The organism is Salinispora cortesiana (assembly GCF_000484695.1).
GTDB lineage: Bacteria > Actinomycetota > Actinomycetes > Mycobacteriales > Micromonosporaceae > Micromonospora > Micromonospora cortesiana.
In genome coordinates this window covers 1-17,322 of sequence record NZ_AXVR01000046.1, presented here as the reverse complement: position 1 = coordinate 17,322, position 17,322 = coordinate 1, and the positions used below count along the sequence as shown (strand labels likewise).

Here is a 17,322-nt window from a genome sequence, read left to right as displayed (position 1 = left end):
ACGGCGGAGGGCGGCTCCACCAGCTCGGGCTTGGTGTCCAGCGGCGTTGGGCCCGTGAGGCTGGTGGCGCACGGAAGCGCCCAATCCCCCGCGGACCGTCGATGATCCGCCTACCGTGATTCTGTGGATGCGGGGGCGGAAACCGAGACGGGCGAGAACCGCCCGTGGACGCGGGCCCAGAAGTGGACAATTGTCGCTGCTGGTCTTGGTGTCTTCATCACCCTGCACGACGTGCTGGTAGCGAATGTGGCACTACCCCGAATTCAGGCCTTCTATGACTTGGGGGAGTCCGGGCTGCAGTGGATCGTCGCCGCCTACAGCATGGGAATGGCTGTCGCCATCATGCCCGCGGCCACCGTGGCAGACCGGTTCGGGCGGCGGCGACTGTACCTGACCGCAGTGGTGGTCTTCATCGTGGCCTCGGTGACCGCCGGACTAACCTCCACCTTCACGGTTATGCTGGTGGCGCGGGGGATACAGGGAGTGGCTTCGGCCGTCATCACCGTCTCCGCGCTGGCCCTGGTCTCGGCGACTTTCCCCCAAAAGCGGCAACGCTTCCTTGCCCTCGGGCTCTTTGCGGCGGTCGCGGACATCGGGCTGGCGCTCGGTCCGCCGCTCGGTGGGATCCTGACCGAGGTTGCGAGCTGGCGGGTTGTCTTCTTCGTCAATGTTCCGGTCGCCGTGCTTGCGGTCGGGCTCACCCTTCGGTTCGTGGCCGAGTCACGTGAATCCGCCCGTCGTGTTGTCGACCTGCCCGGGCAGCTGCTGTTTGTGATCACAGTCGGAGCGTTTACTTTTGCTGTCATCGATGGCCATGATCTGGGCTGGGGATCGCCGATCATTCTTGTAACGTTCGTGGCCTTCGCCGTGGGCCTCGTTTCCTTCATCGTCCGCGAGCTCCGCACCCAGTCACCGATGATGGATCTTCGGCTCTTCACCAGCCGCGCCTACCGGCTGGGAAACATGGCCATATTCTTTGGCTTCTTCACGGTGTACGGTGCCTTGTTGATCGTCACCCAGTACTTTCAGAACGTCCGGCTCTACTCCCCGGTGGAGGCGGGGCTGCTTATCCTGCCGTCCTCCCTCGCATCGGTGGTGTTCTCCCCGGTGGCTGGCTACATCGCGGCCCGCCGTGGTCCCCGCCTGCCGGCTCTCGCCGGCCAGGTTCTGCTCGTTGTCGGATTGGCCGTCATGGTGGTCGGGGTGGCGCAGAGTGTCATCGCCACTGTGCTGGGCTTCCTGCTCCTGGGCGCGGGTCTCTCCCTGATCATCCCGCCGGTGCAGGGGCTGGCGTTGAATTCGGTGCCGGTGGAGCGAGCCGGCATGGCCTCGGGCATCGTGGCCACCCAACGAGGTCTCGGATCAACCGCCGGCTACGCCCTGATGGGAACGATCGTTTCGGTATGGGTCAGTGTCGCCCTCGACGGTGACCTGTCCAGGACCATTCCCGACGGTGACGAGCGGGCTGCTGTTGTCGAACAAATCGTTGACGACACCAACCCGAACGCTTTTGAGGCGATAGTAGGGCCCGGTCGACCAATCGACCATCCCGATTCCGATCAGGTGACGACGATTCGTACGGTCGCAGACCGGACCTTCGTGCGGGGTATGCAGTTCAGCTTGGGGCTCGCCGCCCTGGTCGCGCTGTTCGTCCTGGTGGTTCTCATCCGGCGCTTTCGCGACCCCCAAGATCGGTAGGGTGTGGCCTACCTCGTGGGTTGGCCTGCCCCGCGGACCGTCGACGGGGCTGTTTGCGATGTGATGCCTCCGCCTCCGCCGGAGGACGTACGGCTGGCGGTCCAGGGTGGGCGCCATGCTGATGATGGATTGGTTCGGAATCGAGAAGGCGTTGCCCGCTACAGATGGTTAGCTGGAGAAGTACGTTGACCACCGGACGGACAAGAGGAGCAGTGCGTACGTGAGCGTTTCGTCGAAAGCCAGCAAGGAAAGCAAGCAGGCAAATTCCCAGGAGAAAGGGCTTTCCGAGGTCGAGCGCGCCGCCATCAAGGACCGGGCGGCGGAGTTGAAGTCGGAGGCTCGCCGTAGCAAGAGCGCGAACAAGGCGGCAGCCGACGAGAGAGACGTCCTCGCAAAGATCAGCAACATGGCGCAGCCAGACCGTGCCATAGCCGAACGCCTGCACACCATCGTCACCGAGACCGCCCCCGAGCTGGCGCCGAAGCTGTGGTACGGCCAGCCTGCCTATGCCCGGAGCGGAAAGGTGGTCTGCTTCTTCCGCAGCGGGCAGGGAGACAAGCAACGGTACTCGACGTTCGGGTTCACTCCAGAGGCGAAGCTCGACGAGGAGCACGGCCTGTGGGCGACATCGTTCGCCCTGGCCGAGTTGACCGACAAGGCCGAGGCGACGATCAAGAAGCTACTGCGGGCTGCCCTGGGCTGACTGTCTCAGGTGCCACCAGCTCATCGTCGGGCCGCTGGCACCGCCAGCCAATCCGTCCGGCCTCGGGCGCTCCCCGGCGACGGGGAGCGCCCGAGGCGACGCGGGTGGATCAGGCGTCTCGGCGGTTTAGGAGGAAGGCCGCGAGCACCAGCAGGGCAGCGGTCCACAGGCCGAACACTCCGAAGCCCTGCCAGGGCGTGAGAAGATCTCCCTCGTGCTGGATGGCCTGGCCGATCAGGAGTCCGGCCTCGGTCGGCAGGTAGGCATGGGCGTACTCGCCGAATTTGCCGGGCAGTAGCTGCACCAGGGGAGCGAGCACAAGCACAAACATGATCACGCTGGTGATCCCGGCCGCGGTACGCCGCACGATGGCACCGATAGCGAGGGAGAACAGGCTGAGCATCGCCAGGTAGAGGCCGGTACCCACCACCGCCCGCAGGGCACCGGGGTCGCCCAGGGATGCCGCAACCTTCTCGCTCAGCATCGCCGCGCCGATGAAGAACGAGACGAACGCCGCCACCAGGCTCACTGCCAGGACCACCAGGCTCAGCACCGCACCCTTGGCGGCGAGCATGGACAGCCGGCGGGGCTTCGCCAGCAGGCTGGCCCGGATCATGCCGGTGGAGTACTCCGACGCGATGACCATGACGCCCAGGACGCAGATGGCTGGTTGGCTGATCAGGAAGCCGCTGCCGAGGATGACAGCCGTCGGATCACTGGCGATCAGGCTGCGGTCGCTCGCCGCCGTTTGGTCCCAGTTAGCGACGGTCAAGCCGACGAGTAGCGCGGTGAAGGATGGATACAGCAACGCGAGTAGTCCGAGCGACCAGCCGGTCGAACGGACCGATCGGAGCTTTGTCCACTCGGAGTGCAGCAGGCCACCGAAGCTGGCGCGGCTGGCCACCGTGCTGGCGGTGGGGCGGGCGGCGGTCGCGGTCATTCGGCACCCCCTCCGGACTTCGGGGCGTCGGCCTCCCGGGTTGAGCCGGTGCCGGCGTACTCCACGCTCTCCCGGGTCAGCGCCATGAACGCCTCCTCCAGCGTGCCGCGTTGCGGGACCACCTCGTGTAGAACGTGTCCACCGGCCGAGGCGATCTCACCGATCCTTGTCGCGTCCATGTCCTCAACGCTCAGCTCGTTGTCGTCGTTGCGGGTCACCGCGCCGCCGGCCCGGGTGATGGCCGCGGCCAACTCGCCGGCGTTCGGGCTGCGGACGAGCACCGTCTGCTTCTTGCCCTGCTCGATGAACTCCTGGGTTGGGCAGTCCGCGATCAGACTGCCGCGGCCGATGATAATGAGGTGCTCGGCAGTCACTGCCATTTCGTTCATCAGGTGGCTGGAGACGAAGACGGTTCGGCCCTCGGCCGCCAGCTGCCGCATGAAGGTGCGAATCCAGAGGATGCCCTCCGGATCAAGCCCGTTGACCGGTTCGTCCAGCACCAGCACGGCTGGATCACCGAGCAGGGCGGCGGCGAGCCCGAGCCGCTGCCCCATGCCGAGGGAGAAGCCGCCGGCCCGCTTGTGCGCCACTTCGCTGAGCCCGACCAGGTCGAGTACCTCGTAGATCCGCTTCTTGCTGATGCCCTGTGACTGGGCCAAGCAGAGCAGATGGTTGTAGGCGGTCCGGCCCGGGTGCACGGCTTTGGCCTCCAGGAGCGCGCCGACCGCGGCGAGCGGGGTGGTCAGCTCCCGGTATCGTTTGCCGTCGATTGTTGCGGTGCCGCGATCCGGATGGTCGAGACCGAGTATCAGGCGCATGGTCGTTGACTTGCCGGCGCCGTTGGGGCCGAGGAACCCGGTTACCTTGCCGGGCCCGACCGTGAAGGACAGATCCTTCACGGCGACCTTGTCGCCGTAGCGCTTAGTCAGGTTCTTGGCTTCGATCATCCGTTCCGTCCTGAAGAGGCCGATGGTTGGGAAATGGGGGATCCCCGGAGCCGCCCCCGTCGCCGGTGTCTCTTTCCGGGCGGCGGAACTGGGAGAATCGCAGCGCGTTGCCGGCCGGGTCGCGGAATGCGCAGTCCCGAACACCCCAGGGCTGGTCAGTCGGCTCTTGGATCACCGTTGCGCCCCCGGCGCGAAGGTGCTCGAAGGTCGCGTCACAGTCCTCGGTGCGGAAGACCAGACCGGGCAGCAGGCCCTTCGCCAGCAGCTCTGCCAGGGCATGCTGGTCGGTGGGGGAGGTTTCCGGGTAGACGACCAGGGACTGCAGAACGATGTCGGCATCGGGCTGCCCGGACGAACCAAGGGCAATCCAGCGCAATCCCTCGAATGTGTGGTCTTGGTGAACCTCAAGGCCGAGAACATCCCGGTAGAAGGTGAGCGCACGTTCATGGTTGTCTACGGCGACGAAGCGCTGCGCAACCTTGACTCCCATGTGCTTCATACTATGAACGGCGGGCCCACCGGCGCTTCTTGATTCCTGATGGACCTGGGACGAATTGTGGTTGACCGGCATGTCAGCTGCCTCCGGTTCGCGCGTGCTCATCCGATTGCTCCTTCCGATGGTGGTGGGTGGGTCTCAGGTCGTGGCGAACTCGACCAGGACCCGGCCAAGCACCTCCATCTCGATCCGGTGCCAGGAGCCGGGAAGTTCCCTTCCCGAGCCGTTCGGCAGGGCTGCTGCCGTCGCCTGGGCCGCGGCACGCAGCCAGTCGCTGGTGCCGTCGCTGTTGACCACCAGCGCGGGAGTCCGCAGGGCGGCCAGCCGATCGACCGGGAGCGTGTAGTCCCCACAAAGAGTGGCGTCATAGGCGAGCGTGTGCGCATTCGCTTCGTTCGTTGCCCAGAGCGGGCCTTGCCGCCACTGGGCGATTGCCGTTGGGGGTAGGTCCATCAGCACGTTCAGGAAGTACTCCGCAGCCGCGCCGCGTTGGTCGTCAGCGACCAACGCGCGCAGCCGGTCGGCGGCATCAAGGGGCGGCCGCGGGTGGGCGCCGACCCGGAAGTACGGCTCGTGTAGGGCCAGTTTGGTGATCGCTGTACCCGCCAGGGCCGCCTCCAGCGCAAGGTTCGCGCCGCACGAACCAGCGAACACCACCGCGTTGCCACCCGCCTCCTCGATCACGACGGCGAGGTCCTCAATTTCGCGTTCGATGGCATATCGGGGGGAATCTCCGCTCTGCCCCCGTCCTCGGCGGTCGTAGACGTAGGTGGTGCAGTGCGCTGTCAGCTCCGGGACGAGCGCGTCGAAAATCGTGTGGTCGCGAAACGCGCCGTTCAGGAGCACAATCGGCGGCCCTGTGCCGGCCCGCTCGTACGCGATCGTGGTGCCATCTCGCGAAACAACCTTTCGCATCTTATTCTCCTCGGTGTCTCCGCATCGGTGCTCGTATTCGATTCCTGGCCGGTTCGTTGACCTCCCTCGATGCGTGGTCGGCCGCCGAGATTTCCACACCGGTGGGGCAGCTTTCGCTGTTTCCGTCACGGTGTTCACGCGATTGTGTGGTAGGCAGGTCTGTCCGGGCTGCCCGGCATGGACAAGGTCGGCAAAGACGAACTCCGCAAGGGGTAGAAAAGCGCCCTTCTGGCAGTCTGGCCGGGGTCAGGGATGGCGCACCGTGAATTGGCTGGGGGGCGATAGCGGTGACGTCTCCTCCAGCCCCGGATCGCCCGCGAGGATGGCGGCCAGGAGCCGCTGTACGCGTGGTCCTGGTTCGACGCCGAGCTCTTCGTTGAGGATGGAACGGAGGCGGTGGTAGGCCTGAAGTGAGCGGCCAACGTGACCGGCACGGTACATGGCCATCATTCGTAGCGCGCACAGGTTTTCGTTCATCGGGTTCCGCGCGGTGACGAGTGTCAGTTCGGCCAGCAGGTCGGAGTGCCGCCCCAGGGCCAGGTCCGTTTCGATCCGGCGTTCTAGCGCACAGAGCCGGCTCTCCTCCAGTGACGCCGCTTCGATCTCCAGGATCGGGCCCATTCGGACATCGACCAAGGCTGAACCGCGCCAGACCTGGAGTGCGCGGCTGAACTCCTGCGAGGCTCGGTGCTGGTCGCCCGCCTCGGCCGCGGTGCGACCGGCGGCAAGGTGGCGGCTGTAATCTTCGACATCTGTTTCACAGGCGATGCCCTCGAGTAGGTAGCCGTTGTGGCGGGTGCCGATTATCTGCCGCGCTTCCGGGCTGCCGTATCCGGCCGTGGCGAGTGCGTTTCGCAGCTGCAGAATGTATGTCTGCAGGGTTGTGGCGTGGCTTCGTGGTGGACGGTCTCCCCACAGTTCCTCGATGAGCGTCGGCACGGTGACGACGCGTCCGACGTTCAGTGCGAGTAGGGCGAGCACTTGACGTTGTTTGGGCGCGCTGGTCTCCACCGGCGTGCGACCGAAGTGGAGCGAGAGTGGGCCTAGCAGCCCGAAGCTTAAAAGTGTCTGGTCCCTTTCCACCCGATCTCCTCCGTGTAACGGATTATCAACGTCAAGCCTTTTGTGTTGGCCTGGCGGCAGGCTTGGGTTGACACATAAATGGAGCCGAATTGTTTGATGAAGCGAGTCCGGTGGCATGCGCGTACCGGGCTTGGAAAATGATTTTCAGGGGCGCGACAGGTGGGCGCGGCCAGGTATTCTATTTTCTCCCCCCATCGATCCAGTCACTGGGTGCCGCAGTAATTGCGTAATATTGTGCCATGATCCAGCGATCCAGGGAACTGGTGATTAACTCGGTGCTCACAAGGTAGAAATGTCGGTTCCAGGTGAGAAAGGTATTTGTAGGTTTCGGTGGAGGTTTCATCGGTTTTGTCACGTGTTTCTGAGCGGTTGGGCTACCTGTCGGTAGGGCTGGTTGTCGTTTTCGGGTAGCGGTTCAAAGTGGGAGGTGGTTGCCGGTTTCTGGTCAGCTGACGTTCTGGGTGCCCATGGCGTAGCCGATGTAAACATGTCTTTAACGCCTTGAATCATGCTTTCCGGCTACTTGGGTGTCGCACCTGTCTGGAACGGAGCGCGTCGGCTGTGGCCAGTTGCGGTCGTTGATGCTGCGATGAATCCTGCCGGCGTGTTGCCAGCAACAAATTGCTACGCCCCTTTCGCTGTCGGTGATTGCCGGCTCGGGCCCGGTCCCCAGTGCTGCTTGAGTTGATCCCGACGGAGGTCGGTCACCCTGATGGTTGCGACGATGCAGTGAGGTGCGCATGGACAGTGCAGTCGAACGGGCAATCGAGTATCTCTGGGAGCGTTACGACAGGCCGCTGACGTTGACTGAGATCGCAGAGAGCGCTGGGCTTAGTCGGTTCTATTTTGCCCGGCTTTTTCGCGATATAACCGGGATAACTCCCGGTCGGTTCCTGGCCGCTATTCGGATTTACCAGGCCAAGCGTCTTCTCCTCGAGACCCCACTGCGGATAACGGATGTTTCTGTGCTGGTGGGGTACAGCAGTCTCGGCTCCTTCAGTAATTGCTTCACATCCAGTGTCGGGGTCTCACCCGGCCGCTTCCGTCGTCTTTCGCCCACCGGTGCGACCGAGTTGCCCGGCCTGTCGCCGGCTACCCGCGCCGGCTCTGGGGCGATCGCCGGGACGATCAGCCTGCCGGAAGGGCACGGTAACGCCCAGGTGTATCTGGGCGCGTTCCCGACCCGGATCGTGCAGCACCACGCCGTCTCGTCGATGGTCGTTGACGTGCCGGGCGGCCGTCCAACCTGTTACCACCTGCCGTACGTACCCGACGGCACCTGGTTCGTGCACGCGGTGGCGGTGGCCGATGGGGTCAGCACCGAAGCCCGCCGTCGCACCGCCCTGATCGGTATGCACCCCTTGGTGACGGTCGACGCGGAGGGTGTGACCAGTGCCGCGGTCCGCCTGCGCCGGCGGCGGGCGATCGACCCACCTGTGCTGCTCGCGCTACCGGAACTCACGCCCCGACCCGCCCCGGCAGTCGGCGGGTGCCCGGCCACCACGGCGCGGCAGACACCGAAGTGCCGGTCCGGCCGTCCTTCATCCGCGTGACGTAGCCAGCTTCGTGCGTTCCGCGGACCCACCCCGCAGACCGGCACTGACGGGCTGGCACGAACGCTGCCCGGACCTGTGGGTTCGCCTCCGGCCGCGCGGCCTGTTCGACTGACGTCACCAATGCGGTTGAACGCCCCGGTCAGTCGGCTGTCCCGAATGTAGCCCGAGGAAACTGATCAGATGCGGCAGCGGGACCCTGGCCGGGGCAACGTCGAGGATGCCCGTCGGCGCGGTCCCTGAGCACCATGGCGGGACCGGCGCCGGGGCGCTTCGGACTGACGCCAACCGAGCGGCGAGCGCTGCTCCCGGTGCCCCCCCCCAACGGTTCACACACTCAGGAAGTGGTGATCGACCGTGACCTCAGCCGTACTGCTTCAACCGCGTTGCGGCACCGCACTTACCGAGCGGCTCGCACGTTCGGCAGCCACTACCGAGGGCGCCGGGATCGCGACCTCTGACGTGCTGGGCTGGCTCGCCGCCGAGCGGGTAGCGTGCCGCACCCGGGTGCGGCGGGTCCCGTTCGCGGAGTTAGATGGCTGGTCGTTCCGGGCGGAAACCGGGAACCTGCGACACCGCAGTGGACGGTTCTTCACGGTGGAGGGTCTGCACGTCGTCCGACCGGATGTGGGTACCGAGTGGCAACAGCCGATTATCGTGCAACGGGAGATCGGCATCCTCGGGATCCTGGCGAAGGAGTTCGGCGGAACGCTGCACTTCCTCATGCAGGCGAAGGCGGAGCCGGGTAACCCCAACCTGGTGCAGCTGTCGCCCACCGTGCAGGCCACCCGGAGTAACTACACGAAGGCGCACGGCGGGACGGCGGTGAAGTATCTGGAGCACTTTCTTGATCCATCCCCAGGCCGGGTGCTCACCGATGTCCTGCAGTCCGAGCACGGCGCCTGGTTCTACCGCAAGCGCAACCGCAACATGATCGTCGAGGTAACGGGTGAGGTACCGGCTGACGAGCGCTTCCGCTGGCTCACGCTCGGTCAGCTTGGTTGGCTTCTCCAGCAGGACAATGTGGTCAACATGGACTCGCGAACAGTGCTCGCGAGCGCACCGCTGGCGTATCCCGAGCACGGCGCCATCTGCTCCGACACCGAGGTGGCTTCCTGGTTCACCGGTCAACGGGCCAGCAACGAGGTGTGGGCCCACCGTATGCCGCTGGCGCAGGTAGCCGGCTGGTGCCGCGACGAGCACAGCATCTACCGTCCGGATCAGCGGCACTTCCGGGTGTTAGCGGTCACTGTTGAGGGTGCGAACCGAGAGGTTTCGAGCTGGAGCCAGCCGCTGATCGAGCCGGTGGCCCCGGGCATTGTGGGTTTTGCGTACCGGACTTTCGCCGGGGTACCGCACGTTCTCGTGCACGCCCGGGTGGAGGGGGGCTTCCTCGACACCGCGGAGCTGGCGCCGACCGTGCAGTGTGTCCCAGCGAGCTACACCCGAGTGGCTGCGGCGCAGCGTCCCCCGTTTCTTGACCTGATGCGGGATCCGCCTCCGGAGTGGGTCCGGTACGCGGCGACACATTCCGAGGAGGGCGGTCGCTTCCGTAATGCCGAGAGCCGTTACCTCGTGGTCGCCACCGACGAGGCGGCGACGCCGACCGAGGCGCCGCCCGGCTACCACTGGATCACTCCGGGCCAGCTCAGCTGGCTGGCCGGGCACAGCCGCTACGTCAACGTCCAGGCCCGGACCTTGTTGGCGATCCTGCAGACCCGGGCTGCCGATATCGGCCAGGACTCATGGTGAGGTTCGGTGCGGGCCGCGATGCCGCGGCCCGCACACTGCTGCGGTGGTGCCCCTCGGCCTGATCCGGGCGCCTGCCACACTCGCCGAACGGCTCAGCTGGTCGCGGTACCAGCAGCCCCGCCGCCGACTTCTCGGATGACCCGGCGCATCGACTCGCCGTCGTTGGCGTGTGGGAAGTCCTCCGCCGGTATCGTGACCCCGAGGAATGCGCACAGTGGCGCCCATCCCTGCCGCACGTCATAGGTGAGCAGGTTGTCAGGGGCGACGGAGTTGACAACCTCCTCGTTGTGCCGGCGAAAGACGCTGATGGCGTGAGCCTTGTCGGCGAATCGTCCACCGAAGAGACCATCCCAGACCATGGTGTTGACGAATCGGTATATCCGGGCCGGCACAGAGCCGGGTTCCGGTGGATTGTCGCGGTTCCGTATCGCGAATTGGTACAGCGTGTCGTATGTGCTTCGGTACCATTCCTCGCTGTCCCGAATGGTCAGGATCACCTTCGCCTCCGGGAATGCCTGAGTGATTTCCTTGTGGTAAACGGCGCTGGGTCCGTCCACCGCGGAGACGAAGCCGTTGAACAGTTCCTCCCAGTCGGGCCGCTGTCCGTCGCAGACGACCCTTTCCCACTGCTGGAGCCGGTCCGAGTCGTTGACGATGTCGAACATGTGATAGCAGGGTCCGTAGCCGAGGCGCTCCAGCGCGAGCTTCAGCGACGTGGTGCCAGTCCGGCCCAAGCCAGTGTTGATGAGCCGTAACATGTGAACCTCCTGTCGGTGTCGGTGTCGGATTGGCCCGTAGTCAGCGCCAGTCCCCTGGGTCCTGGCGAGTGGATATGTTGATGCAATTCCAGAGACCTACCAGCCCGACATGCATGATCAATGCGCTGAGCTCTGGCTCGGTATAGTGCCGGGCAGCCTCGTCCCAGACCGCATCCGGCACCGGATCCGCCCGGTCACTGAGGCGGGTGGCGGCCTCGGCGAGCGCCAGCGCCGCCCGCTCGTCATCGGTGAAACAGTCGGCCTCGCGCCAGGAAGCCACGATGGGCAAGCGATTGTCGATCCGCGCTGCGGCCTCCGGATCAGCCGGCAGGATCCAGACTCGGCCATTGAGCTGGCTGACCCGCATCCGTACCAGGTCGAGTGTCCGGACCGGCACGCCGACCTGGTTGATCACTTTACCGAGCTCGAGTAGGGGCGGCAGCGCGTCGGGTACGACCAGAGACGGGTTGTTCATCCGCGATGCCATCAGATTCTCCCGGGGTTAGGGGACGTTGTCTCGCACGTCCGGCGGCGTCGGCGAGCGCACGGTGCAGTCGCGTGTCGGAGTACTGCCCGGCCTCCCACTGCACCCCCAGCACGAACGCGTGCCCGGTCGACTCGATCGCCTCGACGACTCCGTCCGCGGCCCGGGCGGTCACGGTCAGACCCGCACCGACTCGGTCGACGCCCTGGTGGTGGTGGCAGGCGACGGTGGGGACATCGGCGCCGAAGGCAGCGGCAGCGAGGCTGTCGGGCTGGATGTGCAGGTGGTTCGAGCCGAGGGTGAAGGTCGCGGTCTGGGGGCAGTGGCCGTCGTGGTTCACGGCCTCCGGCAGGTGCTGGTGCAGGGTTCCACCCGACAACACGTTGAGTACCTGCATCCCGCGGCAGATGGCTAGGACGGGCCGGTCGGCGTCGAGTGCTGCCCGGAGCAGGGCCAGTTCGACCCGGTCCGCGCCGGGGCTGCCGCATCGGGTCCTGGGGTGCCGGGGCTGCCCGTACAGCTCCGGGTCCAGGTCCGGCCCCCCGGGCAGCAGGAGACCGTCGAGTTGCGGCACGAACTCCTCGGCACCCGGCAGCAGCGGAACCAACAGGGGGGCGCACCCCGCGGTGGCGAGCATGTCCACGTGGGCCTGCAGCGCCAGGCTGACGGTCGTGTCGAGCCCCTGCACCGTCACCGGAGCAGTTCGTGCGCAGACCCCAATCACTGGCCGTGCCGCGTAGTCGTTCCGCAGTGAGCTCATGTGCACCCCACCATTTTTCGGAGGTCGCACCGTCGGGGGCAGGCCGCCCACAGATCGGTGGCAGGACAGTTGAAATGCAGCAAGGGTGGTGTGGTCGATTCCGTACGCGTCGGATCATTCGACGACCACCGGGTGAACCTATAACGGTGCTCTGACCAATGGCAACGGTCGGGTGTGCGGCGATCGGCTACTCGCCCGGAAAGCGGTTGGTGGTATGGCGGAGTCTTCGTTCAACCGCCGGCGAAACGCAGTCGAAACCGCCAACCATTGTTCGCTGTTTCGGCCGGCGACAGCGTTGTTGAATCAATTCGTCCTTGACCAGGACTGCAGAGGATCTCGGCAGACTGCGAGCGGCCGGCCCGATTGTCGATTCCCTCCTCACACGGCGGTCGACAACCGCGGGTCGGCGAGGCCGCGTGCCTGGCCACGTACCCGTCCAGCAGGGCGGTCACCATTCGGAAGGACGACTATGGCAACGATAGAGGTTCCGGTTCTTGTCGTGGGCGGCGGTGGATGCGGCCTGGCTGCCTCCGTCTTTCTGTCCGACCACGGTGTACGCCACCTGTTGGTGGAGCGGCACCCGGGTACGTCGAGAATGCCGAAGGCGCACTATCTCAACCAGCGGACGATGGGCATCTTCCGCCAGCATGAGCTCGATGCTGAGGTGGTCCAGCAGGGGGCGTGCCTGGAGGAATTCGGCAAGCTGCGCTGGCTGACCTCGCTCGGCGGGGGAGGCCCCCTCGACGGTCTGGTCATTCAGGAGATGGACGCGTTCGGCGGCGGCGCGTTGCGGGAGACCTATGAGGCGGCTGGGCCGGTACTACCGGTCAAGCTACCCCAGGTCCGGTTGGAGCCGATCCTGCGGCAACACGCCGAGCGGCGCAACCCGGGAGAGATCCGGTTCGGTCATGAACTGGTCAGCTTCGCCGAGGAAGGCGACCGGGTGGTAGCCCAGGTCCGAGCGGTCGATACCGGCGAGGTCACCACGGTGGCGGCCCGTTACCTCATCGCGGCTGACGGCGGCCGCACAGTCGGCGCGGCGCTCGGCGTACAGATGCTGGGCCTTCCGGGGTTTCTCGAGGTCACCACCGCCTACTTCACCGCAGACCTGTCGCCCTGGTGGCGCGAGGGCACCCTGCTCACTCACTTCCTCAATCCGCACGACCCCGACTTATCCAGTAACCTCATCGAGATGGGCCCCACCTGGGGCAAACACTGCGAGGAATGGGTCCTGCACTTTCCGCCGGGTGACCCGCAGCGCTACCCCGCGGAGAGCATCGTCTCCAAGATCCGTGAGGTCCTCGGGCTGCCCGGCCTGGAGCTCACGCTGCGCCAGGTCACGAACTGGTCGGTGGAGTCCCTGGTCGCCGACCAGTACCGGGTCGGTCGAGTGCTGCTTGCCGGTGATGCCGCCCACCGACAGCCCCCCACCGTCGGGCTGGGACTGAACACCGGGATTCAGGACGCACACAACCTCGCGTGGAAGCTCGCCGCGGTACTCGCCGGCCGCGCCCCCGACAGTCTGCTCGACACGTACCAGGCCGAGCGGCACCCGATCGGTCGGCACAACGTCGACTGGGCGGTCTCCGCGGCCCTGCACCACCACGCGATCCTCGAGGCCGTCGGGGTCGGTCAGCACACCGCGCCGCAGCGTCGGGAGCGAGCGTTCGCGGCGTTCATCGACCCATCCCCGATCGCCGCGGCGGCGCGGGCCCGGGCCGCCGAGCTGTTCGCCACCCACCGGGGTGGATGTCAGGCACACGACGTCGAGCTGGGCTTCGCGTACGAGCAGGGTGCGGTCGTCCCCGACGGTAGCCCGCCGCCACCGCGGGAGCCGCTGCGCGACGTCTACCACCCCACCACCCGGCCCGGGCATCTGCTGCCGCACGCCTGGATCAAACGTGCCGGCCGGATGCTGTCCACCCACGACCTGACCGGCTCCGCCGGTAGCTTCGTGCTGATCATCGGCCCGAAGGCGGAGCGATGGCGGGCGGCGGCAGCGGCGGTGGCGGAGAAGCTCTCGGTCCCCATCAGCACCATCGCCATCGGGGTCGATGCGGAGTTCGTGCCCGCCGACGACCGGTGGCCACGGGTCCGGGAAGTCACCGACGAGGGCGCCATCCTGGTCCGCCCCGACAATCACGTGGGGTGGCGCAGCAGGGGCGCTGGCGCGAACCCGACCGGTGAGCTGGCCGCAGCCCTCGGCCGCATCCTGGAGAGCGCGCGGCCAACACGAACCTGATCCCGGCACCTGCGCCTACCTCGCGCCCGCCCGGCCAGCCAGCCCGGGCGGGCGTGGGATACTTCCCCGGCGGTTTCCCGGGTGGGGTGGGCGAGGAGGGGGCCATCCCTCAGGTCAAGGTGGCGACGGTCTTTCCGGCCAGTCCCACGAGCACCTGGTCAACGGCTTTGTGCGCATCGGCGATACACGTGCCGACCCCCACTCCCTCGTACGCGGCGCCGCAGACGGCGAGCCGCGGCACGCCACCCACCGCCGTCCGGATCCGGTTCACCCGATCCAGGTGGCCGACCGTGTACTGGGGCAGCGCGCTCGCCCAGCGGGTGACCCGCGTCGCTATCGGGGCACCGACCGCCCCGGTAGCCGCGGCGACCTCGGCGGTGACCAGCCGGACGAGGTCGGCGTCGTCGCGGTGCAGCGCTGCCTCGTCGCCGACCTGCCCGACCGAGCAGCGCAGGATCTCCACCGCACCCGCCAGGTGCGGCCACTTCACCGTCGAGAAGGTCACCTCGTTGACGGTCCGTCCGTCCACCGCCGGAACGCGGTAGCCGCAGAGCCCGCGCGCGGCGAGCCCACCGGCGAATGCCGTGCGGGGATAGGCCAGCGTGATGATGCCGACACTGGCGTACGGGAGCTGCCCGAGTTCGGCGGCGGCCGAAGCCACTCCAGGTACGCCAGCCAGCAGCCGCCCCGCGGGTCCGGCAGGGACGGCGACAATCACCGCGTCCGCGGTGAGGTGTTCTGTCCCGGCGTCGGCGTTGACGGTCAACCGCCACCCCTGCTGCTCCGGAGCCAGGCCGGTGACCTCGGCCCCGGTTCGTATCTGCGCGTCGGGTGAGTCGGCGAGAACTGCGTCGACCAACACCTGGGGTAGGTTGCCGAGCCCGCCGGTCAGGGTACCGATCCCGGTCGGCGGCTCCTGCCCGTCCGGTGGCGGCGGGGGGATCAGCGAGCCCGCCGCCCGGACTAGCGACGGGTATCTGCGAGCCGCGTTCGCCAGCGGGGCCAGCATGGCCTCGAAGGAGAGCTGGTCGGAGCGGCCGGCGCAGACGTCGCTGAGGAACGGGTCAACGAGGCGGTCCAGTAGCTCCTGGCCGAGCCGTTGCGAGACGTAGGCCGCAACGGAGACGTCGCCGTCCCGTTCGGTCGGTGGCAGCTCAAGGTCACGGCGGGCCGCGGCCACCCCGTCCGGCGAGAGGATGCCGGACTCGGCGAGGGCGTCCAGGTCCGCAGGGATGCCCATGAACTGGCTGGTGGGCAGGGGCCGGAGCGCACCCCTGCTCCAGATCGCGGTCGTGGTGGCGCCGGCCAGGGCGAGCTGATCGCCGAGACCGGCCGCGTTGATCAATCGGGTGGTCCTGGGCCGTCGGGCATACAGCCCTTCCGCCCCCTCGTCAACGAGGACGCCCGCCACCTCTGATGCGGACAGCTTCCCGCCGAGCCGCGGTGTTGCCTCGAGGAGAGTGATTCGTACCGGCTCGTTCCGGAGGTAGAACGCCGCTGTCACCCCCGTGATGCCGCCGCCGACGATGACCACGTGGGGCGCCGTACCTGCCCGATCCTGTTCGTTGTCCACCATGTCGCCTGCTCTTTCGTGGGCTGCGATGTCGTAGCAGTCTCGCCGTGCTCCCGCGAATTCCGGTCGAGTAGGAGTTGACCCGGGCAGGGGGTGGTGGTCGGCGGGTGGCGCTACGCTCCGTCCTCCTGCTTGCGCTTGAGTTGTTCGGCGAAGAGGCTCCACTCCTCGCTGATGCTGTCCGCGAGTGGGGCGATCACGCTAAGCCAGTGCGGCGGGATGGAGCCGGCTACCTCCCGCCAGCGATGTGGGGCACCGGCGTGCCACGCCATCCACCGAATGAACGCACGGCCGCCTTCGGTGTACCGGATGGATGGATCGGTAGCCAGTTTGTTTGCCACCCCGGCCCAGGTCAGCGGAGTGGTCGTGCGTCCCGGGCGCCGTAGGGCACCACCCCGGGGGGCCGGCAGCGTGGGGGTGGGCACCGCGGCCCGCCGGTCTGGTCCCGCCGGCGGCTCGACCGGGGGAAGACGGTGCCCGGTGCGCTCCGGACTGATGCCCCGGCGCAGCCGAGCGCTCACATCATGGACGGTGCCCAGCGACACGTCGGCCTCTCGGGCGACCTGCCGCAGCGGGGCGTTCGGGTGGGCGTTGAGGTAGGCGGCGGCGCGACGCCGGCCCTCCACCGCGGTGACCGGACGACGCCTTCCGTCCCGACCGATCCGCTTGCCGCCGGCTTCGGCTGCCCCCGTCGACCGGGTACGCAACGATGCGATCGTCTTCGCGCTCAATCCGGTGATGGCGGCGAGGGCCCGGTCGGACCAGTCCGGATACTCCGATAGCACCCGGTTGGCGCCGGAGAGCCGGTCGGGTCGGGACAGCGGTAGCCCATGAGCGATGTTTGCCTGCATCGCCAGGATGAGCGCCTCGGCGTCGGTGCAGTCCAGGAAGCGTGCGGGGATGACGTGGTCGCCGCGGATCCGGGCGGCCTCGAGCCGGTGTAGCCCGTCGATCACCCGCCAGCCCTCCTCCTGAACGAGCAGCGGCGGTAGCTGCGTGGTGCCGCCCGCCTCCACGAGAAGCTGGACGTGGGCTCCGCTCGTGCCACCCTGCCGTAGCCGCAGGCTGGGCGACAGTGCGTCCAGGGGAACGTCTCGGGCCGGCAGTCGTTCGAAGCTTTTCAGGTCGAAATCGTCGCTACCCGTCGATTCGTCGCTGCCCGCCCTGGCGAGCCTGAAGCCTTCCGCGGCCAGCGCAGCTTGCCCGTGGTGACGAGACATCCGGTACGCCCTCCTCGGTTGCCGTTTGGGCCGAGGGTGGCAGGGGCGTCTTTAGCCGTAGTCGAGACGGGGTGGACCGGCGGCCGGCGCCGGCCCGCTCGGTGCTGTTCCGTTCTGGGGGGTGCCGAACCAGCGGGTGAGGGCGTGGGTGAGGTCGTGGGTGCTGCCGGGTGCGGTCCAGGCGAGGTAGCCGTCGGG

The 17,322-nt window shown here is 67.1% G+C and carries 16 protein-coding genes; 5 read left to right on the top strand and 11 right to left on the bottom strand.

Annotated features, from left to right (window positions below):
- The first annotated feature begins 123 nt into the window (after positions 1-123).
- Both K228_RS0118415 and K228_RS0118410 read left to right on the top strand, forming a co-directional pair.
- Positions 124-1,698: a DHA2 family efflux MFS transporter permease subunit gene (locus tag K228_RS0118415; protein ID WP_025619766.1), complete on the top strand. Its 1,575-nt coding sequence runs from the start codon at positions 124-126 to the stop codon at positions 1,696-1,698.
- A 220-nt stretch (positions 1,699-1,918) separates the two neighbouring features.
- Positions 1,919-2,401 (top strand): iron chaperone, encoded by a 483-nt coding sequence (locus K228_RS0118410; RefSeq protein ID WP_025619765.1) that lies wholly within the window; start codon positions 1,919-1,921, stop codon positions 2,399-2,401.
- A 109-nt stretch (positions 2,402-2,510) separates the two neighbouring features.
- On the opposite strand, the gene K228_RS0118405 is transcribed toward K228_RS0118410, so the two are convergent.
- The 5 genes from K228_RS0118405 to K228_RS0118385 form a co-directional block, all read right to left on the bottom strand.
- Complete coding sequence (locus K228_RS0118405; RefSeq protein ID WP_025619764.1) at positions 2,511-3,341, bottom strand: ABC transporter permease; 831 nt, start codon at positions 3,339-3,341, stop codon at positions 2,511-2,513.
- Entirely contained in the window at positions 3,338-4,288 is a 951-nt protein-coding gene (locus K228_RS0118400; protein ID WP_025619763.1) for an ABC transporter ATP-binding protein, read from the bottom strand. The genes K228_RS0118405 and K228_RS0118400 overlap by 4 nt, the downstream gene beginning before the upstream one ends.
- A complete protein-coding gene (locus K228_RS0118395; protein ID WP_033777081.1) occupies positions 4,263-4,787 on the bottom strand; it encodes a VOC family protein in 525 nt (174 codons plus the stop codon). Before K228_RS0118395 ends, K228_RS0118400 begins: the two co-directional genes overlap by 26 nt.
- 135 nt (positions 4,788-4,922) lie before the next feature.
- Complete coding sequence (locus K228_RS0118390) at positions 4,923-5,699, bottom strand: alpha/beta fold hydrolase (RefSeq protein ID WP_025619761.1); 777 nt, start codon at positions 5,697-5,699, stop codon at positions 4,923-4,925.
- A gap of 246 nt (positions 5,700-5,945) precedes the next feature.
- Entirely contained in the window at positions 5,946-6,782 is an 837-nt protein-coding gene (locus tag K228_RS0118385) for an AfsR/SARP family transcriptional regulator (RefSeq protein WP_025619760.1), read from the bottom strand.
- Positions 6,783-7,522: 740 nt separating this feature from the next.
- Between K228_RS0118385 and K228_RS0118380 the strand changes: the two genes are divergently transcribed.
- Both K228_RS0118380 and K228_RS0118375 read left to right on the top strand, forming a co-directional pair.
- Complete coding sequence (locus K228_RS0118380; protein ID WP_025619759.1) at positions 7,523-8,335, top strand: helix-turn-helix transcriptional regulator; 813 nt, start codon at positions 7,523-7,525, stop codon at positions 8,333-8,335.
- A 357-nt stretch (positions 8,336-8,692) separates the two neighbouring features.
- Complete coding sequence (locus K228_RS0118375) at positions 8,693-10,087, top strand: NDP-hexose 2,3-dehydratase family protein (RefSeq protein WP_025619758.1); 1,395 nt, start codon at positions 8,693-8,695, stop codon at positions 10,085-10,087.
- Positions 10,088-10,179: 92 nt separating this feature from the next.
- Here K228_RS0118375 and K228_RS0118370 read toward each other — a convergent pair whose 3' ends face one another.
- The 3 genes from K228_RS0118370 to K228_RS0118360 are packed head-to-tail and all read right to left on the bottom strand — an operon-like array spanning position 10,180 to position 12,089.
- Positions 10,180-10,845 carry a sulfotransferase family protein gene (locus tag K228_RS0118370; protein ID WP_025619757.1) on the bottom strand — a complete coding sequence of 222 codons (666 nt, stop codon included), beginning with the start codon at positions 10,843-10,845 and terminating at the stop codon, positions 10,180-10,182.
- A 40-nt stretch (positions 10,846-10,885) separates the two neighbouring features.
- On the bottom strand, positions 10,886-11,332 hold the full coding sequence (locus tag K228_RS0118365; RefSeq protein ID WP_029723741.1) for a carboxymuconolactone decarboxylase family protein: 447 nt from the start codon (positions 11,330-11,332) through the stop codon (positions 10,886-10,888).
- Positions 11,262-12,089 (bottom strand): gamma-glutamyl-gamma-aminobutyrate hydrolase family protein, encoded by an 828-nt coding sequence (locus K228_RS0118360; protein ID WP_025619755.1) that lies wholly within the window; start codon positions 12,087-12,089, stop codon positions 11,262-11,264. The genes K228_RS0118365 and K228_RS0118360 overlap by 71 nt, the downstream gene beginning before the upstream one ends.
- A 469-nt stretch (positions 12,090-12,558) precedes the next feature.
- Between K228_RS0118360 and K228_RS0118355 the strand changes: the two genes are divergently transcribed.
- Positions 12,559-14,331: an FAD-dependent monooxygenase gene (locus K228_RS0118355; protein ID WP_025619754.1), complete on the top strand. Its 1,773-nt coding sequence runs from the start codon at positions 12,559-12,561 to the stop codon at positions 14,329-14,331.
- A 109-nt stretch (positions 14,332-14,440) separates the two neighbouring features.
- On the opposite strand, the gene hemG is transcribed toward K228_RS0118355, so the two are convergent.
- The 3 genes from hemG to K228_RS30210 all read right to left on the bottom strand — a co-directional run.
- Positions 14,441-16,069 carry a protoporphyrinogen oxidase gene (hemG, locus tag K228_RS0118350; RefSeq protein WP_245603510.1) on the bottom strand — a complete coding sequence of 543 codons (1,629 nt, stop codon included), beginning with the start codon at positions 16,067-16,069 and terminating at the stop codon, positions 14,441-14,443.
- Positions 16,018-17,124 (bottom strand): ParB/RepB/Spo0J family partition protein, encoded by a 1,107-nt coding sequence (locus tag K228_RS0118345; RefSeq protein WP_025619752.1) that lies wholly within the window; start codon positions 17,122-17,124, stop codon positions 16,018-16,020. Before K228_RS0118345 ends, hemG begins: the two co-directional genes overlap by 52 nt.
- 51 nt (positions 17,125-17,175) lie before the next feature.
- A partial coding sequence (locus tag K228_RS30210; protein ID WP_188116217.1) for an aromatic-ring hydroxylase C-terminal domain-containing protein occupies positions 17,176-17,322 on the bottom strand: 147 nt, incomplete at its 5' end.